Consider the following 25669-nt stretch of genomic DNA (forward strand, 5'->3'; position numbering starts at 1 on the left):
CCCTATGCTGCGAATTCTAAAGCCTTGGATACGATTTCCTGCACGTTGCGCGACAGCCCTTCGTGGGCGCGCACCCGTTGCAGGGCTTCCTGCATGGGGCCGCGCAGGGCGGGCACGTAGCGCGACCAGTTGTCCAGCGCGCGCGCCAGGCGCGCGGCGATCTCGGGGTTGAGGGCGTCCAGCGCCAGCACCTGGTCGGCCCAGAAGGCGTAGCCCGAGCCATCCGGGTGATGCATGCCGCGGGCGTTGTTCAGGCAGAACTGGAAAATCAGCGCGCGCGCCCGGTTCGGGGTGCGCAGCGTGAATGCCGGGTGCGTCATCAGGTCGCGCGCGGTCTGCACCGTGGTGTAGCGCGCCGCCGCCTGCAGCGCGAACCACTTGTCCACCACCAGCGCGTTGTCGCGCCACTTGTCGTAGAACGCGGCCAGCGCCTGTTGCGGGAACTCGCCCTGGCCGTAGTTGATCAGGGCCGACAGCGCCGCCATGCTGTCGGTCATGTTGCCGGCGTGTTCGTATTGCTGCTCGGCCAGGCGCTGGGCTTCGTGCTCGCCGGCGGCCATCAGGTGGCTGAGCGCCAGATTCTTCAGGGCGCGCTTGCCTGCCGGGACCGGCGCGGGGCTGTACTCGCCCGGCGTCTGGTTGGCGTCGAAGGCCTGGCGGAATTCCGCCGCCAGTTGCCGGCCCAGCTCGGCGCGCAGGAAGTCGCGCGCCACGGCCAGCGCCGGCGGGTCGACGGCCTGCATGCGCTCGGCCAGGGTCTTTTCCGACGGGAGCGCCAGGGCGCGGGCGCGGTAGGCGGCATCCAGCGCCGGGTCGGTCAGCAGCGCGCGCCAGGCGGCGATGAAGGCCGGGTCGGCGTGCAGCGTGCGGCCGGCCTGGCGCGCCTCGGCCAGCGCCAGGATCTGGCGGGTGGCCAGTTCCTGGCCGGCTTCCCAGCGTGCGAAGGGGTTGGTGTCGTGGGCCGACAGCAGCGCCAGTTCCTCGTCGGTCCAGTCGTAATCGACAATCACGGGCGCGGAAAAATCGCGCAGCAGCGACGGCACCGGCATCGCGTCGATGCCGTCGAAATGCCATTGCTGGGTCTGCGTGGTCAGTTCCAGCAGCGCCGTGTCGTGTTCCGCGCCGTCCAGGCGCAGGGGCAGGGCGCGGCCATCGCGGTCCAGCAGACCGATGGCGAAGGGGATGTGGTACGGCGCCTTGACGAAACCGGCGGGGGCCTTTTTCTCGACGCCGACCGGCTGGCATTCCTGCGACAGCGTCACGGTGCAGCGGCGCGCGGTGGCGTCGTGCGTCAGCTTGACGGTCACGCGCGGCGTGCCGGCCTGGCGGTACCAGTTGCGGAACACCGAAAGATCGCGGCCCGGGTGCTGACGCGTGTAGACCGATTCCATGGCGGCGACGAAGTCGTCGCAGGTCACGGCCTGGCCGTCATGGCGGCGGAAATACTCGTCCATGCCGGCGCGGAAGCCGGTCTCGCCCAGCAGCGTGTGCTGCATGCGGATGACCTCGGCGCCTTTCTCGTACACCGTGGCGGTATAGAAATTGCCGATTTCCTGGTAGCTGTCGGGGCGGATCGGGTGGGCCATCGGGCCCGCGTCCTCGGGGAACTGCGCCGCGCGCAGCGTGACCACGTCGTCGATGCGCTTGACCGCGCGGGCGCTGGCGGCGGCGGCCTCGTCCATGTCCTGCGCCATCATGTCGGCGCTGAACTCCTGGTCGCGGAATACCGTCAGGCCTTCCTTCAGGCTCAGCTGGAACCAGTCGCGGCAGGTGACGCGGTTGCCGGTCCAGTTGTGGAAATACTCGTGGCCGATGACCGATTCGATGCCCTCGTAATTGGCGTCCGTGGCGGTATCCGCGTCGGCCAGTACGTAGGCGGCATTGAAAATGTTCAGGCCCTTGTTCTCCATCGCGCCCATATTGAAATCATGGACGGCCACGACCATGAAACGGTCCAGGTCCAGTTCCAGGCCGAAACGGGTTTCGTCCCAGCGCAGCGCGCGCACCAGGGAATCCAGCGCCCATTCGGTCTTGGTCTCGGCGCCCGGGTCGCTATAGACCTGCAACAGCACGTCGCGGCCGCTGGCGGTCTTGACCGTGGTTTCGCGGTGGGTCAGGTTGCCGCCCACCAGGGCGAACAGATAGCAGGGCTTGGGGAACGGGTCTTCCCATTCGACCTCGTTGCGGCCGTCGGGCAGCTGGCGCGAGGCGACCAGGTTGCCGTTGGACAGCAGCACCGGGTAGGCCGGCTCGGCGCGCAGGGTGACGCGGTAGCGCGACATGACGTCGGGGCGGTCGGCGAACCAGGTGATGCGGCGAAAGCCCTCGGCCTCGCACTGCGTGAAGAAATTGCCGCCCGAGACATAAAGGCCCATCAACGTCGAGTTGGCCGAGGGCTTGCAGCGGCTGACGATCTCGACGGTGGCTTCGGCGGGCAGGCCATACAGCGCCAGGCTGTGTTCGGACAGGTGGAAACGGTCGGCCGGCAGCGCCTGGCCATCCACCCCTACCGAGACGAGTTCCAGCTCTTCGCCGTCCAGCACCAGCGCGGCGTCGGCGCTGGCGTCGGCCTTGCGGCGGACCTGCATGACGCAGCGCACCTCGGTGCTGTCGGGCGCCAGGTCGAAGGCCAGGGAGACCTGCGGGATGTCGTAGGGGTAGGGCTGGTAATCCTTGCGGTATACGGTAACGGGCGTGTCTGTGCGCATGGGATTGCAGTCCTGTATGAACGAGAGTCCTATTGTAGTGTCAGGCCCGGCGGACGCAGGGACCGTGCGTGCCGGCCCCGGCGTAAACTTTCCGGGGGCCGCGCGGTCAAAGCTCAGTATGATGGGCGCCGTCGCGCAATGAGGAGTTGCAAATGTTCCGTTCTTCCCCGTTCAATACCGGCCGCTGGGCCGCCATCCTGGCTGTATTGGGGGCGCTGGTGCTGAGCGGATGCGCCTCCCCCACCGTGTCGGCGCGCGTCACCTCGTTCCAGCAGTGGCCGACAGGCGTCGAAGGCCAGACTTACCAATTCGTGCCGGCCGAACCGGCGCAAGCCAATAATCTCGAATACCAGTCATACCAGGACATGGTGCGCGCCGGCATCGGCGCCACCGGTCTGGTGGAAGCCCAGCCGGGCGCCAAGGCCCGCTTCGATGTCTCGTTCCGTTATGGCACGAGCCAGACGCAGGTCATGGTGCGGCGTCCGTATGACCCGTATTTCAACGGCGGCTACGGCTATGGCGGTTTCTACGGTCCGCGGCCGTGGGGCGGCTATTACGGCTATTGGGGGCCGGACTGGGTAGACGTGCCCATGGTGGTCCAGCGCAACACGCTCTCGCTGCAGATCCACGACAGCCAGCGCGGCGGGGCCGAGGTCTACCGTTCCAGCGCCTTCATACTCAGCGAGCGGGACGATTTCCTGCGGATGATGCCTTATCTGGTGCGTGCAATATTTGATGGATTTCCGGGAAATAATGGCGCCGAGCGCGAAATCCAATTTCCGGTCCAGTAGTTTTTGTCACGCCAAAAGGCAGCCGTAAAATAAAAAAGGCGCACCATCTTGGTGCGCCTTTTATTTTTTCTTACTGAATAATAGGTTTTATTCTTTGATAAGAAAACTGTCGCGCGTGGCGCCGGACGCTTCTTCGGCGGCGAGCCAGCGGGGGGCCTTGCCACGACCGCTCCAGGTCTCCCCGGTTTGGGGATGACGGTACTTGGGCGCAACGGCGCGTTTGGCGGCGTTGGCCGGGCGGACAGCGGCGCCAGCCTTGCGGCGGCCGCTGGGGGTGGCGCGGACGGGCTTGCCGGCGCCAAAGGCGGCGGCGATTTCTTCGGGGGTGATGTCGTACTCGCGCATCGACGTGATGATCGAGGCGATGACCGGTTTGCGGCGCTTGGTTTGGAGGACTTCAGCCTTCTTTTGGAGCTTGTTGATTTCCTTTTCGATCTTTGCTTGCAGAGCTGCGTAGGTTTCTCGGGCCATGGTTATTCCTGATTATGGAACTGCTTTAATCGCCGGCGGAGTTATGTTTATTTGTTGTGCCTCGCATAATACAGAAGTTGACGTCCCTTTGCCGCTGTTTTGGTCTAATTACTTTGTATCAAAACGGCCGGAAAGTCTTTAGGCTAGCGGGTTTGCGCCATGAGCAAGTATTGGGAATGATATTCTCAAATTTGGGACTAAATGAAACAGAAGCCCGTTTGGTTCACGGGGCGGACGAATGCAACACTCCGTGTTGGGAAATGCGCGTTTTTGTTTCACGAAGCGAGCGGATGGGCAGAAAAAGACCGCTTTTCAGTGGATGGTAAGGATGAATCTTTGGTATGCCGGATTGCGCTGGCCGCCAATACGCGAGTTTCAACCGGTGGTAGGACGACTGGCCCAAATCCGCACGGGACGTGAGTTTCCAGGGGTATGCGGATTTTCATTCCCATCCATCGAGAACGGTATGCGGGCCCTGAATGTGGGCCCATATGCAAGGCGCGTTTTCATGCCATTTTCATTTTGTTGTCGAGTTGTATGACAAGTTCGACGCATTGGTCTGGCAAGCGCATCGGCTGGCCTGGCGGCCGACAATCGGCCCGGCATCATGGCAGCGGTTATTTTGCAGGGCGCGCCGCCGCAGTTTGGGACCGGTCCCCAATTGGTTAACTTGATAGACAATATCCGACGCCCGCGACGCCGCCCCCGTGTCGGCGGTACGATAGAGCCTTGAGCGTCATGGCTGCCGCGTCCGTCGCGCCGGCGCCCCCGAACAGAGTCCTATGAAAATCATCGATCCCGCTATTGCATCCCTGGCCACCGCCAAATCGCTCCTGCTCGACCCGTGGGGGTTGACCGAGGCCGACATGGCGCGCGCCCTGGGCGAAATCTTCACCCACAAGGTCGACTACGCCGATCTGTATTTCCAGTACACCCGCAGCGAAGGCTGGAGCCTGGAAGAGGGCATCGTCAAGACCGGCAGTTTCTCGATCAGCCAGGGCGTCGGCGTGCGCGCCGTCAGCGGCGAGAAAACCGCGTTCGCCTATTCCGATTCGCTGTCGGCCGACGCCTTGCTGTCGTCGGCCCACGCGGTGCGCGGCATTGCCCGCCGCGGCGCCGGCAAGGTCAAGGTGGCGGCGCAGGTCGAAGCCGAAATGGGCCGCAGCCTGTATGCCGACATCGATCCGGTGGCGACCCTGAGCGCGCCCGAAAAGGTGGCGCTGCTCGAACGCATCGAGCGCATGGCGCGGGCCCGCGATCCGCACGTGATCCAGGTCATGGCCGGCCTGGGCGCCGAATATGACGTGGTGCTGGTGGCCGGCAGCGACGGCCGCCTGGCCGCCGACGTGCGCCCGCTGGTGCGCCTGTCGCTGACCGTCATCGCCGAGCGCAATGGGCGCCGTGAAATGGGCCATGCCGGCGGCGGCGGCCGCCTGGGGCTGGCGTATTTCACGGATGAAATGCTGCAAGGCTATGTCGAGCGCGCCGTGCACGAAGCCATGGTCAACCTGGAGGCGCGTCCGGCGCCCGCCGGCGAAATGACGGTGGTGCTGGGTTCGGGCTGGCCCGGCATCCTGCTGCACGAAGCCGTCGGCCATGGCCTGGAAGGCGATTTCAACCGCAAGGGCTCCAGCGTGTTCTCGGGCCGCATCGGCGAACGCGTCGCGTCCAAGGGCGTGACCGTGGTCGACGACGGCACGATTCCCGATCGCCGCGGCTCGCTCAATATCGACGACGAGGGCAACGCCACCCAGCGCAACGTGCTGATCGAAGACGGCATCCTGCGCGGCTACATGCAGGACACGCTGAACGCGCGCCTGATGAAGACCGCCGCCACCGGCAATGGCCGCCGCGAATCGTTCGCGCACCTGCCGATGCCGCGCATGACCAATACCTACATGCTGGCCGGCGACAAGGCGCCCGAGGAAATCATCTCCTCCGTCAAGCGCGGCTTGTATGCGGCCAATTTCGGCGGCGGCCAGGTCGACATCACCAACGGCAAGTTCGTGTTCTCGGCCTCCGAGGCCTACATGATCGAGGACGGCAAGATCACGTACCCGGTCAAGGGCGCCACGCTGATCGGCAACGGTCCCGACGCCATGACCCGCGTCAGCATGATCGGCGACGACCTGAAGCTGGATTCGGGCGTGGGCACCTGCGGCAAGGACGGCCAGAGCGTGCCGGTGGGCGTGGGCATGCCCACCGTTCGCATGGAAGGCCTGACCGTCGGCGGGACGGCCTGACCGGGCGCCAGGCGGCCGGCAGGGCCGCCACGCCGGGTTGCAAGCTGGCGTGACGGCCCGAAAAAATTGTGCCAGAGTCTTTTCCCATGAAATTCGCTTCCCCCGCCTTTTATTTTTATTTTTTTGGTTTTCTGAAGCCGCTGGCGGAGGAAGGGAAGCGCTCAATCTGAAGTTTGGAAAGAATCCCCCCCAAAAAAGCCGCCAGCGAACTGGCGGCTTTTTTTGTGCCGTCAGCTTGAGGAACACCCCGGGATGGATCCCGGTGGCGGGAAACCCAGGAGCAGTACCGTGTCACACAATACCGACGACCTTCGCATCCGAGAAATCAAAGAGCTGAATCCGCCCGCGCACGTCATGCGTGAGTTCGCGTGCACCAAGGAAGCTTCCGACACCGTGTTCGCCGCCCGCCAGTCGATGCATCGCATCCTGCATGGCATGGACGACCGCATGATCGTCGTGATCGGCCCGTGTTCGATCCACGACACCCGCGCCGCGATCGAATACGCCAAGCGCCTGAAGCCGGTGCGCGACCGCCTCAGCGCGGACCTGGAAATCGTGATGCGCGTGTATTTCGAGAAGCCCCGCACCACGGTCGGCTGGAAGGGGCTGATCAACGATCCGGACCTGGACGGCAGCTTCGACATCAACAAGGGCGTGCGCGTGGCGCGCGAGCTGCTGCTGGACATCAACAGCCTGGGATTGCCGGCGGGGTGCGAATTCCTGGACATGATTACGCCGCAATACATCGCGGACCTGGTCTCCTGGGGGGCGATCGGCGCGCGCACGACGGAAAGCCAGGTGCATCGCGAGCTGGCATCCGGCCTGTCGTGTCCGGTGGGTTTCAAGAATGGCACGGACGGCAACGTGAAGATCGCCGTGGACGCGATCAAGGCGGCGTCGCAGCCGCACCATTTCCTGTCGGTGACCAAGGGCGGGCATTCGGCCATCGTCTCGACCGCGGGCAATGAAGACTGTCACGTCATCCTGCGCGGCGGCAAGACGCCGAACTACGACGCCGCCAGCGTCGACGCGGCCTGCCAGGACATGTCCAAGGCCGGCCTGGCGCAGCGCATCATGATCGACGCCAGCCATGCCAACAGCAGCAAGAAGCCCGAGAACCAGCCGCTGGTGATCGAGGACGTGGCGCGCCAGATGGAAGCCGGCGACGCGCGCCTGGTCGGCGTGATGGTCGAAAGCCATCTGCTGGGCGGCCGCCAGGACATGGTGCCGGGCGAGCCGCTGGTCTACGGCCAGAGCATCACCGACGGCTGCATCGACTGGGATGCCTCGGTTGCCGTGCTCGAGCGCCTGGCGCACGCCGTGCGTGAACGCCGCCGGGTCGCGCTGACCTCCGGCAAGTAAGCCGCGATTGCCGCAAGCCGTCCGTCCGGGCGGTTTGCGGCGCAGCAAGGCGGGCGGCGTAGAATAGTTGGATTCCCCCATCCGAGAACCCGCTGATCATGAACGCTCCCTTGCACGCTGAATCATTGCGCCGCGCGGTGCCGGCCGCCTGTCTCGAGGCCCTGCGCGCCCGCTTCGGCGACCGTTTCTCCGAATCCGCCGCGGTGCGCGAACACCACGGCCGCGATGAGTCGCCGTATCCGGCGATGCTGCCCGATGCCGTGGTCTTCGCCCAGAGCACCGAGGAAGTCGCCGAGGTCGCCAAGCTGTGCAACGAACACCGCGTGCCGCTGATTCCCTACGGCGCGGGTTCGTCGCTGGAAGGCCACATCCTGGCGATCCAGGGCGGCATCAGCCTGGACCTGTCGCAGATGAACAAGGTGCTGGCCGTCAACGCCGAAGACCTGACCGCCACGGTGCAGGCCGGCGTGCTGCGCAAGCAGCTCAACGAAGAGATCCGCAGCACCGGCCTGTTCTTCCCGATCGATCCGGGCGCCGACGCCAGCCTGGGCGGCATGGCCGCCACGCGGGCCTCCGGCACCAATGCCGTGCGCTACGGCACCATGCGCGAGAACGTCATGTCGCTGACCGTGGTCACCGCCGACGGCCGCATCGTGCGCACCGCCGGCCGCGCCCGCAAGTCGTCGGCCGGCTACGACCTGACCCGCATCTTCGTGGGCAGCGAAGGCACGCTGGGCATCATCACCGAAGTCACCGTGCGCCTGTACCCACAGCCGGAGGCCGTGTCGGCCGCGGTCTGCAACTTCCCCACGCTCGACGCCGCGGTGCAGAGCGTGATCGAGATCATCCAGATGGGCGTGCCGGTGGCGCGCGTCGAGTTCATGGACGCGGCCAGCGTGCGCGCCGTCAACCTGCACAGCAAGCTGACGCTGCGCGAGACGCCGCTGCTGGTGTTTGAATTCCACGGCAGCCCGGCGGGCGTGCAGGAACAGGCCGAGACCGTGCAGGCCATCACCGCCGAACACGGCGGCATGGACTTCGAATGGGCCGAGCGCCCCGAGGACCGCAGCCGCCTGTGGACCGCGCGTCACAACGCCTACTTCGCCGGCCTGCAGCTGCGCCCGGGCTGCCGCGCCAGCACCACGGACGTCTGCGTGCCGATCTCGCGCCTGGCCGATTGCGTGCGCGACACGGTCGAGGAACTGGACCGCGCCAGCTTCCCGTACACCATCGTCGGCCACGTCGGCGATGGCAACTTCCATGTGCTGATGCTGCTGGACGCCGACAGCGAGCGCGAATGGCAGGAGTCCGAGACCATCAACCACAACCTGGTGCGCCGCGCCATCGCCGCCGACGGCACCTGCACCGGCGAGCACGGCGTCGGCCTGCACAAGATGCAGTTCATGGCCGAAGAGCATGGCGATGACGCGCTGGACCTGATGCGCAGCCTCAAGCACGCGTTCGATCCGAACAACATCCTCAACCCGGGCAAGATCGTGTCCTGGTAAGCCGTCCGCAGGGGCGCAATGACAAGGCCGGCGGGGCGACCCGCCGGCTTTTTTTTCGGCACCAGGAACAGGCCGGCCGGCGCGGCTGACAAGCATTCCCATCTCTTGGGAATGAGCCGGGGCGCGACCCGCCGCGCGCTTGTCCACGCCGCGTGAAGGGGCTTTACGGCTGGTTACGTCTGCGGCGCCGCGCGGCCGTTGGATGTACGCAGGATGCGGGTAAATCCCGGCCTGCGTCCAACCAGCGGTCGCGCTATTGTTGCGCTCATGAATTCACTGGTCGAAACCGGCCTGGCTCAAGCGCAGGCGCCTTATTCGTTGCAGCAACTCGTCGAGGCGTTGTCGGCCGCGCTGCCGTCGCATTGCGTGTTGTTCCGCGAAGAGGACACGCGGCCCTATGAGTGCGACGGCTTGTCCTTGTACCGGGCATTGCCGGCGGTGGTGGCGTTGCCGGAGACCGAGGAACAGGTGCAGGCGGTGATGCGCATCTGCAAGCGCCTGAATGCGCCGCTGGTGGCGCGCGGCGCGGGCACCGGCCTGTCGGGCGGCGCCATGCCGCACAGCCAGGGCGTGCTGCTGGGCCTGTCCAAATTCAATCGCATCAAGCACATCGACCTGGCCAGCGCGACCGCGGTGGTCGAGCCGGGCGTGCGCAACCTGGCGATTTCCGAAGCCGCCTCGCCCTACGGGCTGTACTACGCGCCGGATCCCTCCAGCCAGATCGCCTGTTCGATCGGCGGCAACGTCGCCGAGAATTCGGGCGGCGTGCATTGCCTGAAGTACGGACTGACGGTGCACAACGTGCTGCGGGTGCGCATGGTCACGATCGACGGCGACGTGGTCGAGCTCGGCTCCGAGGCGCCGGATGCGCCGGGGCTGGATCTGCTGTCGGTGTTCGTCGGGTCGGAAGGCATGCTGGGCGTGGTGACCGAAGTCACCGTCAAGCTGATCCCGAAGCCGGCCTGCGCCCAGGTGGTGATGGCCAGCTTCGCCAGCGTCGAAGCCGCCGGCAACGCGGTGACGCAGGTGATCGCCGACGGCATCATTCCCGCCGGGCTGGAGATGATGGACCGGCGCGCGACGCACATGGTCGAACCCTTCGTGCGCGCCGGCTACGACATGGACGCGCAGGCCATCCTGCTGTGCGAGTCGGATGGCACGCCCGAGGAAGTGGCGCACGAGATCGCGCGCATGGAAGCCATCTTCCGCGCGGCCGGCTCCACCCGCTGCCAGGTGTCGGCGTCGGAGGCCGAGCGGCTCAAATTCTGGGCGGGACGCAAGAACGCGTTTCCCGCCGCCGGGCGCGTGTCGCCCGATTACTACTGCATGGACGGCACGATTCCGCGCCGTCATCTCGCCCGGGTGCTGGGCGCCATCGAGCAAATGGAAGACGAGTTCGGCCTGCGTTGCGCCAACGTGTTCCATGCGGGCGATGGCAACCTGCATCCGTTGATCCTGTTCGATTCGAATAAACCGGACGAAGTGGAACGCGCCGAGAAATTCGGCGCGGCCATACTCGAACTGTGCGTGCAGGTAGGAGGAACCGTGACTGGAGAGCACGGTGTGGGAATGGAGAAAATAAATCAAATGTGCGTGCAATTCTCTCGCGAAGAACTCGACGCGTTCCTGGCGGTCAAGCGGGCATTCGATCCGCCATGCCTGCTCAATCCCGAAAAGGTCATACCTACGCTGGCCCGCTGCGCTGAATACGGCAAGATGCACGTACACGCGGGCGAGCTGCGCTTCCCGGATCTCGCACGCTTCTAGGACGTCCCTCTCATGGATTTCGTCCTGTCGGAATTGTGCGACCAGGTCATGACGGCTCGCGCCGGTCACAAGCCGCTGTTCGTCATGGGCGGCGGCAGCAAGGCGTTCTATGGCAACTACCGGCCGGTGACGCCGCAGGATGGCCATTGCCTGCTGGACATGACCCCGTATCGCGGCATCGTCAGCTATCACCCGTCCGAACTGGTGGTGACGGTCAGGGCCGGCACGCCGCTGGCCGAGCTGGAGGCGGCGCTGGCCGAGCATGGCCAGATGCTGGCCTTCGAGCCGCCGCATTTCTCGCCCGCCGCCACCGTCGGCGGCTGCGTGGCCGCGGGCCTGTCGGGGGCGCGCCGCATGAGCGCGGGCGCCTTGCGCGACTTCGTGCTGGGGGCGCAACTGCTGGATTCGGATGGCCGGGTGCTGTCGTTCGGCGGCGAGGTCATGAAGAACGTGGCCGGCTACGATGTCTCACGCCTGCTGGCCGGATCGCATGGCATCTTCGGCGCGATTCTCGAGGTTTCGCTCAAGGTCGTGCCCAGGCCGATGGAAGAACTGACGCTGGCGCTGCCGGCGACGCAGGCCCAGGCGCTGGCCAGCTTCGCGCTGTGGCGCGGCAAGCCGCTGCCGATCTCGGCCACCAGCTGGGCCGGGGCCGCTGACGAAGAGGGCCAGATGCACGTGCGCCTGTCGGGCGCGCCGCCGGCCATCGCCAGCGCGCGCCAGGTGATCGGCGGCGATCCGCTGGCGCCGGAGGCGGCGCAGGCCTGGTGGACCGGGCTGCGCGAACAGACCCATGCCTTCTTCGCGCCGGGCCGGCCGTTGTGGCGCCTGGCGTTGCCGCCCACCGCGGCCGCGCTCGGCAGCGGGCAGGCGCTGGTGGAGTGGGGCGGCGGCCAGCGCTGGCTGTCGGGGGCGCAGGACGCCGCCGAGTTGCGCGAGTTGGCGCAGCGGCTGGGCGGCCATGCCACGCTGTTCCGTCCGGCCGGCACGCGGCCGCCGGCCGATGGCGTGTTCCATCCGCTGTCGCCGGGCGTGGCGTTGATCACGCGCCGCCTCAAGCAAGAACTCGATCCGGCGGGGTTGTTCAATCCCGGCCGGCTGGTCCTGGAGCTATAGGCATCATGCAAACCAATCTGGCAGCCTGGGCCCGCGATACCGATCTGGGCAAAGAGGCCGATGCGATCCTGCGGCGCTGCGTGCATTGCGGCTTCTGCACGGCCACCTGTCCCACCTATCAGGTGCTGGGCGATGAACTCGACAGTCCACGCGGCCGCATCTACCTGATCAAGCAGGTGCTGGAGGGCGCCGAGCCGACCCAGTCGACCCAGCAGCATCTGGACCGCTGCCTGACCTGCCGCAATTGCGAGACCACCTGCCCGTCGGGCGTGGAATATGGGCATCTGGTGGACATTGGCCGCCAGATCGTCGAGGAGCGGGTGCCGCGGCCGTGGGCCGAGAAGGCCAAGCGCAAGATGCTGCGCCGGGCCATGCTGTCGCCGCTGTTCGGGCCGGCCATGCGCCTGGGGCAGGCGGTGCGCGGCGTCTTGCCGGAATCGCTCAGGCGCAAGGTGCCCGAGCGCCGTCCGGCCGGCGCGTTGCCGCAGGTGGAAGGCCACACGCGCCAGGTGCTGATGCTGGCCGGTTGCGTGCAGCCGTCGATGATGCCGTCGATCGACGCCGCCACCATCCGCGTGCTCAACGCCATCGGCATCGGCGCGCGCATCGCGCCCGGCGCGGGTTGCTGCGGCGCGGCCAGTTTTCACCTGGATGCGCAGGCGGCCGCGCTGGACCAGATGCGCGCCAACGTCGACGCGTGGTGGCCGCTGGTGCGCGATGGCGCGGTCGAGGCCATCGTCATGAACGCGTCGGGCTGTGGCGCCATGGTCAAGGAATACGCCCATCACCTGCGTCACGATCCGGCCTACGCGCAGCGTGCCGCGGACATCGTGGCGCTGGTCAAGGACGTGGCGGAAATCGTCGCGCCGCAGGCTAGGGAACTGCGCCAGCGGCTGGCGGACAAGCGGGTGCGGGCGGCGTTCCATCCGCCCTGCACGCTGCAGCACTGGCAGGGCTTGCGGCCCTTGTCGGAGCGGTTGCTCGCAGACTTGGGCTTCGAGTTGCAGCCGTTCTCCGAACAGCACCTGTGCTGCGGGTCGGCCGGCGCCTATTCGGTGCTCAATCCGGAGATTGCGCTGGCGCTGCGCGACCGCAAGCTGGGCGCCATCGCGCCGGCCGCGCCGGATGTGATCCTGTCGGCCAACATCGGTTGTATCGGCCACTTGCAGAGCGGCACCGGCACGCCGGTGCGGCACTGGATCGAAGTGGTGGACGAGCAGCTGGCCCGCGCCTAGGGCGGGCCGCGGCGTCGCGGGAATCGAATCCTCCGGAGCGCGTCGGGGAAAGACGCCGCGATGCGCGTGCATCGCGGCGCCGGCGCATCACTCCACGGCCTTGACCATGTCTTCCAGCACCTTCTTGGCGTCGCCGAAGACCATCATGGTGCGGTCCATGTAGAACAGTTCGTTGTCCAGGCCGGCGTAGCCGGAGGCCATCGAACGCTTGTTCACGATCACGGTGCGGGCCTTGTAGGCTTCCAGGATCGGCATGCCGGCGATCGGCGACTTGGGGTCGTTCTTGGCCGCCGGGTTGACCACGTCGTTGGCGCCCAGCACCAGCACCACGTCGGTCTGGCCGAACTCGCTGTTGATGTCTTCCATTTCGAAGACCTGGTCGTAGGGCACCTCGGCCTCGGCCAGCAGCACGTTCATGTGGCCCGGCATGCGGCCCGCCACCGGGTGGATGGCGTACTTGACCGTCACGCCGCGCTCGGTGAGCTTTTCGGCCAGTTCCTTGAGCGCGTGCTGGGCGCGCGCCACCGCCAGGCCGTAGCCCGGCACGATGGTGACGCTTTCGGCGTTGGTCATCAGGAAGGCCGCGTCGTCGGGGCTGCCCGACTTGACGCTGCGCTGCTGGCCGCCGCCCGCCGCTGCGGCCTCGCCGGCCTGGCCGCCGAAACCGCCCAGGATCACGTTGAAGAACGAGCGGTTCATCGCCTTGCACATGATGTACGAGAGGATGGCGCCGGACGAGCCCACCAGCGAGCCGGCGATGATCAGCATCGGGTTGTTCAGCGAGAAGCCGATGCCCGCCGCCGCCCAGCCCGAATAGCTGTTCAGCATCGACACCACCACCGGCATGTCGGCGCCGCCGATCGGGATGATGATCAGCACGCCCAGCACGAAGGCGATCAGCGTCATGATGATGAACGGCGTCCAGGCCTGCGTCAGCATGAACCACACGCCCATCGCCAGCATCAGCAACGCCAGCGCCAGGTTCAGCATGTGCTGGCCGGCGAACACCACCGGCGCCCCCTGGAACAGCCGGAACTTGTACTTGCCCGACAGCTTGCCGAAGGCGATCACCGAGCCCGAGAAGGTGATGGCGCCGACGAAGGTGCCGATGAACAGCTCGAAGCGGTTGCCGGTGGGGATCAGCGTGCCGGCGGCGACGATGCCGAAGGCGTGCGGCTCGGCCACCACGGCCACGGCAATGGCGACCGCCGCCAGGCCGATCATGCTGTGCATGAAGGCGACCAGCTCGGGCATCTTGGTCATTTCGACGCGCTTGGCCATCAGCGTGCCGATCGAGCCGCCGACCAGGAGGCCCAGCAGCACCCAGCCCAGCCCGATGCCGGCGGTGCCCGAGCGCGCCAGGCCGACGATGAGCGCGCCGGTGGTCAGCACCGCGATCGCCATGCCGGCCATGCCGAAGGCATTGCCCAGGCGCGAGGTGGTGGGATGCGACAGGCCCTTGAGCGCCTGGATGAAGCAGACCGACGCAACCAGGTAGAGCAGCGTGACGAGGTTCAGCGAGATCATTTCGCTTCCTCCTTGGCCGGCTTCTTGTCTTTCTTCTTGAACATCTCCAGCATGCGCCGCGTGACCAGGAAGCCGCCGAACACGTTGACCGCGGCCAGCGCCGCGGCGAACACGCCCATGCCGCGCGCCAGTCCGCCTTCGGTCAGCGCCGCCGCCAGCATGGCGCCGACGATGATGATGGCCGAGATCGCGTTGGTCACCGCCATTAGCGGGGTGTGCAGCGCGGGGGTGACGTTCCAGACCACGTGGTAGCCGACGTAGATGGCCAGCACGAAGATGATGAGATTCATCAGGGTGGGGTTGATCGCTTCCATGCTGTCAGCTCCTGCGCGTTACATTGCCGCCTTCGCACACCAGGCAGGCCGCCACGATTTCATCGTCGCGCTGGATCGCCAGCGCGCCGTCCGCATTGATGATGAGTTTCAGGAAGTCGAGGATGTTGCGGGCGTAGAGCGCCGACGCATCGGTCGCCACCAGGCCGGGCAGGTTGGTCAGCCCGATCAACGTCACGCCGTGCTTCTCGACCACCTTGCCCTTCTCGGATAGCGGGCAGTTGCCGCCGCGCTCGACCGCCAGGTCCACCAGCACCGAGCCGGGCTTCATGGCCGCGACGGTCTCGGCCGACACCAGCGTCGGCGCCGGCCGGCCCGGGATGAGCGCGGTGGTGATGACGATGTCGGCCTGCTTGCATCGTTCCGACACCAGCGCCGCCTGCCGCGCCATCCAGGCCGGCGGCATGGGGCGGGCGTAGCCGCCCACGCCCTGCGCGATCTCGCGTTCCTCGTCGGTCTCGAACGGCACGTCGATGAACTTGGCGCCGAGCGATTCGACCTGCTCGCGCGCGGCGGGCCGCACGTCGGAGGCCTCGACCACCGCGCCCAGGCGCTTGGCCGTGGCGATGGCCTGCAGGCCGGCGACGCCGGTGCCCAGCACCACGGCGCGCGCGGCCTTGAGCGTGCCGGCGGCGGTCATCATCATGGGGATCAGGCGGCCGTAGTGGTGGGCCGCCAGCAGCACGGCCTTGTAGCCGGCCAGGTTGGCCTGCGACGACAGCACGTCCAGGCTTTGCGCGCGGGTGATGCGGGGCGCGGCTTCCAGCGCGAAGCCGGTCAGGCCGGCGCCGGCCATCTGCGCGAGGCCCTCGGCGTCGAATGGATCGAGCATGCCGATGACCACGGCGCCGGCTTTCATCTGCGGCAGTTCGGCCGCGGACGGGGCGCGAACCTTCATGACCAGCTCCGCCCCCAGGGCCTCCTGGGCGCTGCCGAGCGTCGCGCCGGCGGCCTCGTAGGCTTCATCCAGATAGCGCGCCGCATTGCCTGCGCCACGCTCCACGACAACGGTGTGTTTGCCGCCTACGTACTTCTTGACGGTCTCCGGTGTTGCTGCGACACGGGTTTCCCCGTCTCGGGTTTCCCTTGGTATCCCGATGTGCATCGACGCCTCTCCTCAGAAGGTTCGCCGTAGTTATAACGGATATACGCCCGGGGGACGAGGGTTCGGGCCGCCCAAATGAAAAGCCCCATGGGGTTAACCATGGGGCACCGGCGCGCAGGCGTCCGGCGTCAGGCCGTCTGCGCGCGAGTCCAGTCGATCAGCGCGGCGGTCAGGTCGCGCAGGTCGGCCTTGAGTCGGCCGTAGTTGGCCGACGGACGCAGGCTGACTTCGTCCATGTAGAGCTTGCGGTTGATTTCGATCTGCAGGCTGTGGCGGCCTTCGTCGGGACGGCCGAAGGCGCGCACCAGTTCGACGCCCTTGTAGGGATCGTTCACGGTCACGTTGTAGCCGCGCTCGCGCAGCCACGCCGCGATGAATTCGCGGAAGGCCGGGTCGCTGGTGCTGCCGTCGCGGTCGCCCAGCACGAAGTCGGGGTGGACCAGGCCGGGGCGGTCGGTGGCGTAGGCGCCGGCGACGCTGGGCATGGAGTGGCAGTTGATGTGCCAGACCTTGCCGAACTTCTGGTGGGCGCTGTCGAGCACCTGGCCGAGCGCGGCGTGGTATGGCTTCCAGCAGGCCTCGATGCGGTGCGTCACTTCCTCGACGCTCAGCTTGCGGTCGTACAGCGGCGTGCCGTCGTCCAGCATGCGCCAGATCAGGCCCTTGCCCAGCTTGACCTTGGGCGAGGCGTTGACCGCGCCGGGCCAGGCCTGGTCCAGCAGCAGTTCGTCGATTTCGTCGGGGGCGCGATTGGCATCGATGTAGGCGCGCGGAAAGCTCGCGGCGATCATGGGCACGCCCATGTCGATGGCGTCGCCCCACAGATCGTCAACCCAGGTGTCCTCGGCGGTGCGCAGGGCGCCGAAATCCACGGCGGGCGCGAAGTCGGGCGGGTAGGCGGTGCCGCTGTGCGGAGAGTCCAGCACGAGGGGGGCCGAGGGCGCCGAGTTCGGATATTGCTGCGGAAGGTCGAGCCGATAGGACAGGGGTTGGGTAATTCGCATATAGGGGTCGTGCGTTCGTGAATCGGAGACCCCCGCGCGCCGCGCGGGCGCGGCGGGGGCCGAAGATCGCTCAGTCGATCTTCACGTTGGCTTCTTTGGCGATGCGCTTGTTCTTGGCGATTTCAGCGGCGATCTGCTTGGCGAAGGCTTCGGGGCTGTTGGCGGCCGGCTCGGCGCCCAGCGCTTCCAGGCGCGACTTGACGTCGGCTTCGGCGCTGACCTTCTGCACGGCGGCGTTCAGCTTGGCCAGGATCGGGGCCGGCAGCTTGGCCGGGGCGACCAGGCCGAACCACGAGGCGTCGTTGACGGCGGGCAGGCCGACTTCGGCGAAGGTGGGCACGTTCGGCAGGCTGGCGACGCGCTTGGGCGAGGCGACGGCCATGGCGATCAGGCGGCCGGACTGGACGTGCGGCAGGGTGGAGGGCAGGTTGTCGTACATGACGTCGACCTGGCCGGCCAGCGCGTCGTTCAGCGCCGGGCCCACGCCACGGTAGGGCACGTGCATCAGGTCGGTGCCCGAGGCCATCTTGAACAGTTCGCCCATCATGTGCGAGACCGAGCCGTTGCCGGCCGAGGCGTACGTCAGCTTGCCCGGCTGGCTCTTGGCCAGCTTGATGAACTCGGCCATGTCCTTGGCCTGCACCTTCGGGTTGATGGTCATGATGTTCGGCACGGCGGCCAGGTTCGAGACCGGCGTGAAGTCCTTCTCGCCATCGAACGGCAGGTTCGGGTAGATGGCCGGGTTGATGCCGTGCGTGCTGACGGTGGCGATGCCCAGGGTGTAGCCGTCCGGCGCGCTGCTGGCGACGAAGGCGCTGCCGATCGAGCCGCCGGCGCCGCCGCGGTTTTCCACCACGACGGTCTGGTTCAGTTCCTTGCCGAGCTTGTCGGCGAACAGGCGGCCGACGATGTCGGTGGTGCCCCCGGGCGGGAACGGCACGATCAGGCGGATCGGCTTGCTCGGGTAGGCGTCTTCGGCATGGGCGATGCTCGAGGTCAGCGGCGTGGCCAGGGTCGCGGCGGCGACACAGAGGCCTAGGACTACATTGCGGCGTTGCATGAATTCCCCTATGAATTGGAACGCGGATGCGCAAAAGGCAGACGCAAACAGGAAGATTCTTTCGTGCAAGGCCGGTTTGCACAAACGAAAGTTTCTCCTTAAGCTATGACTTTTTTTCATGCCTCTTTTGCGGCGGGGTTTCTTTTTGTAACTTCGCGCTCCGGAAACCCCGGTATCGAGGCGCTATCCCATGAGACGGTTCTGTCCCTCGCTCACCGACCTGCAGGCGTTCGAAGTCGCCGCCAGGCACAGCAGCTTTACCCGCGCCGCCCAGGAACTGTGCGTCACGCAGGGCGCGGTCAGTAAGCAAGTGAAACACCTGGAGGAGTTCGTCGGCGTCGAACTATTCCTGCGCATCAGGCAAGGCCTGGTCCTGACCGAGGCCGGCCGCAGCTATCTGACCAAGGTGCAGGCGGGGCTGGGCCAGATCGAGGCCGCCACCGTCGAACTGATCGCGCACCAGGGGCAGGGCGGCACGCTCAACCTGACCTGTATGCCGACCTTCGGCGCGCGCTGGCTGATCCCGCGCCTGACGGCCTTCATGCGGCTGCGGCCCGACATCCACGTGGAATTCCTGCCGCACCGCCAGGGCTATGACTTTTCCTCGCCCGAACTGGACGCCGCCGTGCGTTTCGGCGAAGGCATCTGGCCGGGCAGCGGCGCCGACTACATCGTCGGCCGCGAGATCCTGCCGGTCTGCAGTCCGCGCCTGATTCCGGGCGGCTGTAGCGTGCCGGCGGACCTGCTGGCCTATCCCCTGCTGCACCACACCTCGGCCCTCGAAGGCTGGCGCGACTGGTTCGAGCAGGCCGGCTGCGACAGCCGGCGCAGCCTGGAAGGGGCGCGTTTCGACCAGTACGCGCTGCTGTCGCAGGCCGCCGCCGCCGGTTTCGGCGTGGCGCTGATCCCGCGCTGCCTGATCGAGGACGAACTGCGCGACGGCAAGCTGGCGGTGGCGATCCAGCTGCCGATCCGCGCGCGCATGGGCTACTACCTGTGCTACCCCGACCAGAAGGCCAACCTGCCGACGCTGCAGGCGTTCCGGACCTGGCTGATGGAGGTTTCGCGGGCGGCCGAGCCGCAGCCGCAGGACGCGGCCAGCCCACAGTAAAATGGCACCATCATGAGTCAAATATCCACCAAGAAAGGCCGCGTTGTCGTCGGCATGTCCGGCGGGGTCGATTCTTCGGTCACCGCCTGGCTGCTCAAGCAGCAAGGCTACGAGGTCGTCGGCCTGTTCATGAAGAACTGGGAAGACGACGACGATTCCGAATACTGCTCCACCCGCCAGGACCTGCTGGACGCGGCCAGCGTGGCCGACCTGGTGGGCGTGGAATTCGAATACGTCAATTTCGCCGCCGAATACAAGGACCGGGTGTTCGCCGAATTCCTGCGCGAATACTCGGCCGGCCGCACGCCCAATCCGGACGTGCTGTGCAACGCCGAGATCAAGTTCAAGGCCTTCCTCGACCACGCCATGGCGCTCGGCGCCGAACACATCGCCACCGGCCACTACGCCCGCGTGCGCGAAGTGGCGGCCGAGGGCGGCGGCTCGCGCTTCGAGCTGCTCAAGGCGCTGGACGGTTCCAAGGACCAGAGCTATTTCCTGCACCGCCTGAACCAGGCGCAGCTGTCGCGCACCCTGTTCCCGCTGGGCGAGATCCACAAGACCGAAGTGCGCCGCATTGCGCACGAGATCGGCCTGCACAACGCGGCCAAGAAGGACTCCACCGGCATCTGCTTCATCGGCGAGCGGCCGTTCCGCGAGTTCCTCAACCGCTACCTGCCGACCGAGCCGGGCCCGATCCTGACGCCCGAGGGGCAGAAGGTCGGACGCCACGAGGGCCTGTCGTTCTACACGCTGGGCCAGCGCAAGGGCCTGGGCGTGGGCGGCGTGAAGGGCCGCCAGCGCGAAGACGGCACGGCCGAGGCCTGGTACGTGGCGCGCAAGGATCTGGAGCGCAACGTGCTCTACGTGGTGCAGGGGCATGACCACCCCTGGCTGCTGTCCGGCTCGTTGCGGGCGCAGGACGTCAGCTGGGTCGCCGGGCACGCGCCCGCCGCGGGGGGATACGGCGCCAAGACGCGCTACCGCCAGGCCGATGCCGCCTGCCGCCTGGGGGACGCGACCAGCGCGGGCTTCACGCTCGACTTCAGCGAACCGCAATGGGCGGTCACGCCCGGGCAATCGGCGGTGCTTTACGATGGCGATATCTGCCTGGGCGGCGGCATCATCGTCTAGGCGCGCCGGCCCGCGACAGGCCGTCGCAATACCGATAGCAGTTCCAGCCAGGCCCCGCGGGCGTCGCGTTCGCGGGGCCTGGCTCATGAAAAACGGCGCACGCCGACAACGAGAGGAGAGGGATGTGGATGTAACGATGGTGATTTGCCTGCTGGCGCTGGGCGCGGTGGCGGGTTTCGCGGCGGGTCTGCTGGGCATCGGCGGCGGCATGCTGCTGGTGCCGTTCCTGACGATGCTGTTCGCCTGGAAGGGCATGCCGGCCGACCTGGTGGTGCATGCCGCCATCGCCACCTCGATGACCTCGATCCTGTTCACCTCGATCTCCAGCGTGCGCGCGCATCAGCAGAAGGGCACCATCAAGTGGCCGATCGTCTGGGCCATGGCGCCGGGCATCATCCTGGGCGGCCTGCTGTCGGGCGGCGCGGTGTTCGCGGCGCTCAGCACCCTGTGGCTGTCGCTGTTCTTCGCGCTGTTCGTGGGCTATTCCGGCTGGAACATGCTGCGCAACAAGAAGCCCAAGCCCAGCCGCCAGATGCCGGGCGTGGTCGGCACCAGCGCGGCCGGCGCCGGCATCGGCTTCCTGTCGGGGCTGGTGGGGGCGGGCGGCGGCTTCCTGTCGGTGCCGTTCATGGTCTGGTGCAACGTGGCGCTGCACAACGCGGTCTCGACCTCGGCGGCGCTGGGCTTTCCCATCGCGCTGGCCAACAGCATCGGCTACGTGGTGTCGGGCTTGAACGAAGGCGCGACCCGGCCCGGCATGCTGGGCTACATCTATTGGCCGGCGCTGCTGGTGCTGGTGTGCGTGAGCGTGCTGACGGCGCCGCTGGGCGCGCGCATGGCGCACCGCCTGCCGGTGCAGACCCTGAAGCGGGTGTTCGCCTGCCTGCTGTTCGCGCTGGCGGCCTACATGCTGTTCAAGGCCGGCCAGGCATTCTGGGCCTGAGCTGGACGTGAAACCGGCCGCGCGAGGCGGCCGGAACAGGTCGGGTTGGCGCCGAGGGGGCGTCAGGCCGTCTTGGGGATGGTATCCACGAACGACTGGCGCTGCGACAGCTTGTCGTACAGGCGCGCCAGGTTGGGGTGGTTGGCGCGCCAGTCCAGTTCGGCAAAGCGCAGGTCCAGGTAGCCCAGGCCACAGCCCACGGCGATATCGGCCAGGCTGTAGTTGATGCCCATGCAGTGGGCGTTGTCGCCCAGGCTCTTGTCCATGGCGTCCAGGCTGGCGTGGATCTTGCCGTATTGGCGCTCGATCCATTCCGGGCTGCGCTGCGCCTCGGGGCGCTGCTTTTCCTTGACGATGGTGACGCAGGCGTCCAGCAGGCCATCGGCGATGGCTTCCCAGCATTTGACGGCCGCGCGATCACGGCCCGGCTGCGGAATCAGGCGGGCGACGGGCGACAAGGTGTCCAGGTACTCGACGATGACGCGCGAGTCGAACAGGGCGCCGCCATCTTCCATGACCAGGCAGGGCACCTTGCCCAGCGGGTTGTACGTTTGGATCTGCGTGTCGGCGGACCAGACGTTTTCGAGTTCAAGCCGATAATCCAGCTTTTTCTCGGCCATGACGATACGCACCTTGCGCACGTATGGACTGGTAAGCGAGCCGATCAGTTTCATGGATTCACAAGCGGAGTCGGAAAGCGGCCGAAGTATAGCAGGCCGCATGACGGCCAAACCGTCCGCGGGACGGAATCCCGTCCAGTTTGCCACAATGTTGCGCGGCCCTGAATGATAAAATCGCCGGGTTTTCCCATCCGCAGCTTTTTCTTTCCCAGACCATGCAAATCGCCGACCAGCTTAGCCAACTTAACGCCCTTTCGCCACTGGATGGCCGATATGCCTCCCGCGGCGACGCGCTGCGCGGGCTGCTCTCCGAGGCCGGTTTCATGGCCCACCGCGTCGAGGTCGAGGTGGCCTGGCTGGTGGCCCTGTCCGACGCCGGCCTGCCGGAACTGCCCGCCTTCTCCCAGGAAGCCCGCGCCCGCCTGCAACAGCTGGTGCGCGACTTCTCCGAAGCCGATGCCGCCCGCATCAAGGACATCGAGCGCGTCACCAACCACGACGTCAAGGCCGTCGAGTACTGGCTCAAGGAAAAGGTCGCCGACCACGCCGAACTGGCGGCCGCGGCCGAATTCATCCATTTCGCCTGCACCTCCGAGGACATCAACAACACCTCGCACGCGCTGATGCTGTCGCGCGCCCGCAGCGAAGTGGTGCTGCCGCGCCTGCGTGAAATCGCCGCCAAGCTCAACGACATGGCCGTGGCCCAGGCCGACCAGCCGATGCTGTCGCGCACCCACGGCCAGCCGGCCAGCCCGACCACGCTGGGCAAGGAATTCGCCAACGTCGCGGCGCGTCTGAACCGCGCCATCGCCGCGGTCGAAGCGGTCGAGCCGCTGGCCAAGCTCAACGGCGCCACCGGCAACTACAACGCCCACCTGTCGGCCTACCCGGAAATCGACTGGCCCGCCTTCAGCCAGCGCGTGCTGGCCGGCCTGGGCCTGACCCAGAACCGCCACACCATCCAGATCGAACCGCATGACTGGATGTCGGCGCTGTTCGACGCCATCGTGCGCGCCAACATCATCGTGCTCGACCTGGACCGCGACATCTGGGGCTACGTGGCCCTGGGCTACTTCAAGCAGCGCCTGAAGGAAGGCGAGGTCGGTTCGTCGACCATGCCGCACAAGGTCAACCCGATCGACTTCGAGAACTCCGAAGGCAACCTGGGCCTGGCCAACGCCGTGCTGCGCCACCTGTCCGACAAGCTGCCGATCTCCCGCTGGCAGCGCGACCTGACCGACTCCACCGTGCTGCGCAACCTGGGCGTGGGCCTGGGCTACTGCCTGGTGGCGTGGGACGCCTGCATGCGCGGCCTGGGCAAGCTGGAAGTCAACACCGCCGCGATCGATGCCGACATCGACGCCTGCTGGGAAGTGCTGGCCGAGCCGGTGCAGACCGTCATGCGCCGCTATGGCCTGCCGCAGCCTTACGAACAGCTCAAGGCCTTGACGCGCGGCAAGGGCATCACCGAGGAAGCCCTGCGAGAATTCATCCAGGGCCTGGCCCTGCCGGACGAACCCAAGGCGCGCCTGCTGGCGATGACCCCGCGTTCGTATATCGGCCTGGCCGCGGATCTGGCCCGGGCGGTATAGTCGCCTTGCCGCGCGCGGCGCGCGCGGCATTCTTGTTGTACTTACGGGAGATTGCAATGAAGAAGTTGTCCACGCTCGCCGCGCTGGCCTGTATGACCGTCGGGTCGCTGCTGGCGACCTCGGCCCAGGCGCAGTTCGCCAAGCCTGAAGATGCCGTCAAGTACCGCCAGTCGGCGCTGACGCTGATGGCCTCGCACTTTGGCCGCATGACGCCGGTGATCAAGGGCCAGGCGCCTTACGACGCGGCCCAGATCAAGGCCAACGTCGAAGTGCTCAAGACGCTGTCGGCCCTGCCGTGGACGGCTTTCGGCGCGGGTACGGAAGGCGGCGACGCCCGTCCGGAAATCTGGAGCGACGCGGCCGGCTTCAAGCAGAAGCAGCAGGCGTTCCAGGACAACATCGTCAAGCTGTCGGCCGCCGCCGACGCCGGCGACCTCGACAAGCTGCGCGCCGCCTTCGGCGACGTGGGCGCCAGCTGCAAGGCCTGTCACGACGCCTACCGCAAGAAGAAATAAGCCGCTCGCGCGCCCCCGCGGCGCCGCATGCAAAAAGCCCCTCGGTCGAGGGGCTTTTCTTTTGGCGCGCCGTTCGGATATCGCGCTTTGCGCGCCGGTCGGCGCGATGCGCGCGCGGGAAGGCTACGAGAACGACATGTCCGCGGCGATCTCCAGCGAGCGGATCCACAGCACCAGGCCGGTGACGCACGCCCCCAGGATCAGGGCGCGCAGCCAGATCGCGAACCCGTCCTGGGTCGGCGGCGTGCCGGCCGGGACGTCTTTCGGATCGACGTTGCCGGTGATGATGGCGCGCACCAGCCGCTTGCGCCGCACCAGCGCATACCAGGCCACGGCCAACAGGTGCAGAGCGATCAGGCCGATGATGACCCATTCATTGAGCTTGTGCCACGAGGTGAGCAGGCTGGCGGTGGACTCGCTGACGTGGCCGAACAGCGGGCCCTGCGTCATGATGTCGTCGGTGGTGAACAGGCCGCTGACTGCCTGGAAACCGATCACCAGCAGCAGCGCCAGCACCGACAGCGCGCCCAGCGGGTTGTGGCCGGCGGGCGCGGCCGCGCCCTTGAGATACTTGGCTACCGCGCGCGGACCGCGCACGAATTGCGCGAAGCGCGCATAGCGGGGGCCGACAAAGCCCCACAGCAGGCGGAAGATGATCAGGCCCAGCGCGGTACAGCCGAAGCGCACGTGCCAGTCCATGTACAGCCCGCCCAGCTTGACGCTGACGAAGGCGCCGACGATACAGACGACGAGCGCCCAGTGGAAGAGGCGGGTGGGGAGGTCCCAGATGCGGATGGCAAGCCGGTTGTTTTGCATGATGGTCGCGCGTTGACTGCGTTGCCTGCGACTGTATCACGCACAAATGACGCCGCCGCGGCACGGCCGCGGCGGGTTTGCGCTGTGTCAGCGAGCGGCGCGACGCACCGGTTCGATGCGGTGCACGTGCTCGTGACGGAAGCGGATGCGCTGGCCGGGCGCCTTTTGCGCGGCTGCTCCGCACGGCACGACTTCGGTGGTGTACGTGGTCGTGCCGTCGATCGGCGCGTTGAAGATCACGGCGGCACGGATGGCCGGGCCGTGGGCCGGTTGCAGATAAACGATGTCGCCGATGTGGATCGGCATGTTGTCCAGCTTGGTATGCGCCGGGCGTCGGATCAGGTCCGAGGTCGTGAAACGAGTATTCATGGTGTTGTTCTCTTTCAAGTTCTTGTTATGGGAATTGCCGTGTAGTGCATGACACTAACGTGCATGACACTAACGCATCTCCGTTACCGGCATTTTGCGCATTCTCATGGTTTGCTTGCGCGCCACGCCGGTGGCGGAGGTACTGACCGCGGGCATGCGCCTGCGGCTTGCTGCCGGACCGCGTCGGTCAATGACGGACGGCGGTCCAGGCGGGCGGTGGCGTTGGGTCGCCGCCGCGAATGGGGTGCTGCGGGGTTACCGCGGCTTGGGGCTACCGCGGCTATCGGGCTGCGGATGAAGGTTTCCCGATCAGGCCGGACTGGGCGGAAAGATCAGAAAACGG

Annotated in this window: 22 protein-coding genes; 12 read left to right on the forward strand and 10 right to left on the reverse strand. The window is 66.8% G+C overall.

All coding sequences use genetic code 11. From position 1 onward, the window contains the following. Window positions 1–2: 2 nt before the first annotated feature. Window positions 3–2708 carry an aminopeptidase N gene (gene pepN / locus AOZ49_RS00785; RefSeq protein WP_054473934.1) on the reverse strand — a complete coding sequence of 902 codons (2706 nt, stop codon included), beginning with the start codon at window positions 2706–2708 and terminating at the stop codon, window positions 3–5. A gap of 152 nt (window positions 2709–2860) precedes the next feature. Here pepN and AOZ49_RS00790 point away from each other — a divergent pair, with 152 nt between their 5' ends. After that, complete coding sequence (locus AOZ49_RS00790; protein ID WP_054473935.1) at window positions 2861–3499, forward strand: DUF4136 domain-containing protein; 639 nt, start codon at window positions 2861–2863, stop codon at window positions 3497–3499. Between the two features lie 87 nt (window positions 3500–3586). On the opposite strand, the gene AOZ49_RS00795 is transcribed toward AOZ49_RS00790, so the two are convergent. Next, window positions 3587–3970 (reverse strand): H-NS histone family protein, encoded by a 384-nt coding sequence (locus AOZ49_RS00795; protein ID WP_054473936.1) that lies wholly within the window; start codon window positions 3968–3970, stop codon window positions 3587–3589. Window positions 3971–4752: 782 nt separating this feature from the next. On the opposite strand from AOZ49_RS00795, the gene tldD reads away from it, so the two are divergent. From tldD to glcF, 6 genes are all read left to right on the forward strand, one after another. Further along, complete coding sequence (gene tldD / locus AOZ49_RS00800) at window positions 4753–6213, forward strand: metalloprotease TldD (protein WP_049072501.1); 1461 nt, start codon at window positions 4753–4755, stop codon at window positions 6211–6213. 252 nt (window positions 6214–6465) lie between these two features. Next, on the forward strand, window positions 6466–7575 hold the full coding sequence (gene aroG / locus AOZ49_RS00805; protein ID WP_054473937.1) for a 3-deoxy-7-phosphoheptulonate synthase AroG: 1110 nt from the start codon (window positions 6466–6468) through the stop codon (window positions 7573–7575). Between the two features lie 98 nt (window positions 7576–7673). Further along, complete coding sequence (locus AOZ49_RS00810) at window positions 7674–9083, forward strand: FAD-binding oxidoreductase (RefSeq protein WP_054433313.1); 1410 nt, start codon at window positions 7674–7676, stop codon at window positions 9081–9083. A gap of 267 nt (window positions 9084–9350) precedes the next feature. After that, complete coding sequence (locus tag AOZ49_RS00815) at window positions 9351–10850, forward strand: FAD-linked oxidase C-terminal domain-containing protein (RefSeq protein ID WP_054433312.1); 1500 nt, start codon at window positions 9351–9353, stop codon at window positions 10848–10850. A 12-nt stretch (window positions 10851–10862) separates the two neighbouring features. After that, window positions 10863–11966, forward strand: a complete 1104-nt coding sequence (gene glcE, locus AOZ49_RS00820; RefSeq protein ID WP_054473938.1) for a glycolate oxidase subunit GlcE — start codon at window positions 10863–10865, stop codon at window positions 11964–11966. A gap of 5 nt (window positions 11967–11971) precedes the next feature. Next, entirely contained in the window at window positions 11972–13201 is a 1230-nt protein-coding gene (glcF, locus tag AOZ49_RS00825; protein WP_054473939.1) for a glycolate oxidase subunit GlcF, read from the forward strand. 87 nt (window positions 13202–13288) lie between these two features. Here the strand turns inward: glcF and AOZ49_RS00830 are convergent, their stop codons facing one another. From AOZ49_RS00830 to AOZ49_RS00850, 5 genes are all read right to left on the reverse strand, one after another. Beyond that, on the reverse strand, window positions 13289–14728 hold the full coding sequence (locus AOZ49_RS00830) for an NAD(P)(+) transhydrogenase (Re/Si-specific) subunit beta (protein WP_006393789.1): 1440 nt from the start codon (window positions 14726–14728) through the stop codon (window positions 13289–13291). Continuing rightward, a complete protein-coding gene (locus AOZ49_RS00835; RefSeq protein WP_054473940.1) occupies window positions 14725–15042 on the reverse strand; it encodes an NAD(P) transhydrogenase subunit alpha part 2 in 318 nt (105 codons plus the stop codon). The genes AOZ49_RS00830 and AOZ49_RS00835 overlap by 4 nt, the downstream gene beginning before the upstream one ends. 4 nt (window positions 15043–15046) lie before the next feature. Next, window positions 15047–16165, reverse strand: a complete 1119-nt coding sequence (locus tag AOZ49_RS00840; RefSeq protein WP_054433309.1) for a Re/Si-specific NAD(P)(+) transhydrogenase subunit alpha — start codon at window positions 16163–16165, stop codon at window positions 15047–15049. 128 nt (window positions 16166–16293) lie between these two features. Then, a complete protein-coding gene (locus AOZ49_RS00845; protein WP_054473941.1) occupies window positions 16294–17169 on the reverse strand; it encodes an N-formylglutamate amidohydrolase in 876 nt (291 codons plus the stop codon). Window positions 17170–17239: 70 nt separating this feature from the next. After that, the gene (locus AOZ49_RS00850; RefSeq protein WP_054433307.1) at window positions 17240–18229 is read right to left on the reverse strand and encodes a Bug family tripartite tricarboxylate transporter substrate binding protein; all 990 of its coding nucleotides are present in this window, start codon (window positions 18227–18229) and stop codon (window positions 17240–17242) included. Between the two features lie 190 nt (window positions 18230–18419). Between AOZ49_RS00850 and gcvA the strand changes: the two genes are divergently transcribed. From gcvA to AOZ49_RS00865, 3 genes are all read left to right on the forward strand, one after another. Continuing rightward, window positions 18420–19340, forward strand: coding sequence for a transcriptional regulator GcvA (gene gcvA / locus AOZ49_RS00855; protein ID WP_054473942.1), 921 nt, complete (start codon window positions 18420–18422; stop codon window positions 19338–19340). Between the two features lie 12 nt (window positions 19341–19352). Beyond that, window positions 19353–20471 (forward strand): tRNA 2-thiouridine(34) synthase MnmA, encoded by a 1119-nt coding sequence (mnmA, locus tag AOZ49_RS00860; RefSeq protein WP_054473943.1) that lies wholly within the window; start codon window positions 19353–19355, stop codon window positions 20469–20471. Window positions 20472–20595: 124 nt separating this feature from the next. Beyond that, window positions 20596–21414, forward strand: a complete 819-nt coding sequence (locus tag AOZ49_RS00865; RefSeq protein ID WP_054433304.1) for a sulfite exporter TauE/SafE family protein — start codon at window positions 20596–20598, stop codon at window positions 21412–21414. Window positions 21415–21476: 62 nt separating this feature from the next. Here the strand turns inward: AOZ49_RS00865 and AOZ49_RS00870 are convergent, their stop codons facing one another. Then, window positions 21477–22088 carry a glutathione S-transferase gene (locus tag AOZ49_RS00870; protein WP_049072515.1) on the reverse strand — a complete coding sequence of 204 codons (612 nt, stop codon included), beginning with the start codon at window positions 22086–22088 and terminating at the stop codon, window positions 21477–21479. Between the two features lie 161 nt (window positions 22089–22249). Here AOZ49_RS00870 and purB point away from each other — a divergent pair, with 161 nt between their 5' ends. Next, complete coding sequence (purB, locus tag AOZ49_RS00875) at window positions 22250–23626, forward strand: adenylosuccinate lyase (protein WP_054473944.1); 1377 nt, start codon at window positions 22250–22252, stop codon at window positions 23624–23626. Window positions 23627–23682: 56 nt separating this feature from the next. After that, complete coding sequence (locus AOZ49_RS00880) at window positions 23683–24141, forward strand: c-type cytochrome (RefSeq protein ID WP_006393799.1); 459 nt, start codon at window positions 23683–23685, stop codon at window positions 24139–24141. Between the two features lie 123 nt (window positions 24142–24264). On the opposite strand, the gene AOZ49_RS00885 is transcribed toward AOZ49_RS00880, so the two are convergent. Together AOZ49_RS00885 and AOZ49_RS00890 are read right to left on the reverse strand one after the other, a co-directional pair. After that, window positions 24265–24957 carry a cytochrome b/b6 domain-containing protein gene (locus AOZ49_RS00885; protein ID WP_054433302.1) on the reverse strand — a complete coding sequence of 231 codons (693 nt, stop codon included), beginning with the start codon at window positions 24955–24957 and terminating at the stop codon, window positions 24265–24267. Window positions 24958–25044: 87 nt separating this feature from the next. Further along, window positions 25045–25326 (reverse strand): hypothetical protein, encoded by a 282-nt coding sequence (locus AOZ49_RS00890; RefSeq protein ID WP_006393801.1) that lies wholly within the window; start codon window positions 25324–25326, stop codon window positions 25045–25047. Window positions 25327–25669: the final 343 nt, after the last annotated feature.

The organism is Achromobacter sp. 2789STDY5608615, assembly GCF_001298995.1.
GTDB lineage: Bacteria > Pseudomonadota > Gammaproteobacteria > Burkholderiales > Burkholderiaceae_B > Achromobacter > Achromobacter insuavis.

Bases quoted from the DNA above. Each gene is read 5' to 3' on its own strand.
- AOZ49_RS00835 (WP_054473940.1), bottom strand. From the start codon at position 15,042: ATGGAAGCGATCAACCCCACCCTGATGAATCTCATCATCTTCGTGCTG.
- AOZ49_RS00815 (WP_054433312.1), top strand. From the start codon at position 9,351: ATGAATTCACTGGTCGAAACCGGCCTGGCTCAAGCGCAGGCGCCTTAT.
- AOZ49_RS00830 (WP_006393789.1), bottom strand. From the start codon at position 14,728: ATGATCTCGCTGAACCTCGTCACGCTGCTCTACCTGGTTGCGTCGGTC.
- AOZ49_RS00790 (WP_054473935.1), top strand. From the start codon at position 2,861: ATGTTCCGTTCTTCCCCGTTCAATACCGGCCGCTGGGCCGCCATCCTG.
- AOZ49_RS00845 (WP_054473941.1), bottom strand. From the start codon at position 17,169: ATGCGAATTACCCAACCCCTGTCCTATCGGCTCGACCTTCCGCAGCAA.
- AOZ49_RS00890 (WP_006393801.1), bottom strand. From the start codon at position 25,326: ATGAATACTCGTTTCACGACCTCGGACCTGATCCGACGCCCGGCGCAT.
- glcE (WP_054473938.1), top strand. From the start codon at position 10,863: ATGGATTTCGTCCTGTCGGAATTGTGCGACCAGGTCATGACGGCTCGC.
- glcF (WP_054473939.1), top strand. From the start codon at position 11,972: ATGCAAACCAATCTGGCAGCCTGGGCCCGCGATACCGATCTGGGCAAA.
- AOZ49_RS00870 (WP_049072515.1), bottom strand. From the start codon at position 22,088: ATGAAACTGATCGGCTCGCTTACCAGTCCATACGTGCGCAAGGTGCGT.
- AOZ49_RS00840 (WP_054433309.1), bottom strand. From the start codon at position 16,165: ATGCACATCGGGATACCAAGGGAAACCCGAGACGGGGAAACCCGTGTC.
- AOZ49_RS00795 (WP_054473936.1), bottom strand. From the start codon at position 3,970: ATGGCCCGAGAAACCTACGCAGCTCTGCAAGCAAAGATCGAAAAGGAA.
- AOZ49_RS00885 (WP_054433302.1), bottom strand. From the start codon at position 24,957: ATGCAAAACAACCGGCTTGCCATCCGCATCTGGGACCTCCCCACCCGC.
- AOZ49_RS00850 (WP_054433307.1), bottom strand. From the start codon at position 18,229: ATGCAACGCCGCAATGTAGTCCTAGGCCTCTGTGTCGCCGCCGCGACC.
- purB (WP_054473944.1), top strand. From the start codon at position 22,250: ATGCAAATCGCCGACCAGCTTAGCCAACTTAACGCCCTTTCGCCACTG.
- mnmA (WP_054473943.1), top strand. From the start codon at position 19,353: ATGAGTCAAATATCCACCAAGAAAGGCCGCGTTGTCGTCGGCATGTCC.
- AOZ49_RS00810 (WP_054433313.1), top strand. From the start codon at position 7,674: ATGAACGCTCCCTTGCACGCTGAATCATTGCGCCGCGCGGTGCCGGCC.
- gcvA (WP_054473942.1), top strand. From the start codon at position 18,420: ATGAGACGGTTCTGTCCCTCGCTCACCGACCTGCAGGCGTTCGAAGTC.
- pepN (WP_054473934.1), bottom strand. From the start codon at position 2,708: ATGCGCACAGACACGCCCGTTACCGTATACCGCAAGGATTACCAGCCC.
- AOZ49_RS00880 (WP_006393799.1), top strand. From the start codon at position 23,683: ATGAAGAAGTTGTCCACGCTCGCCGCGCTGGCCTGTATGACCGTCGGG.
- tldD (WP_049072501.1), top strand. From the start codon at position 4,753: ATGAAAATCATCGATCCCGCTATTGCATCCCTGGCCACCGCCAAATCG.
- aroG (WP_054473937.1), top strand. From the start codon at position 6,466: ATGGATCCCGGTGGCGGGAAACCCAGGAGCAGTACCGTGTCACACAAT.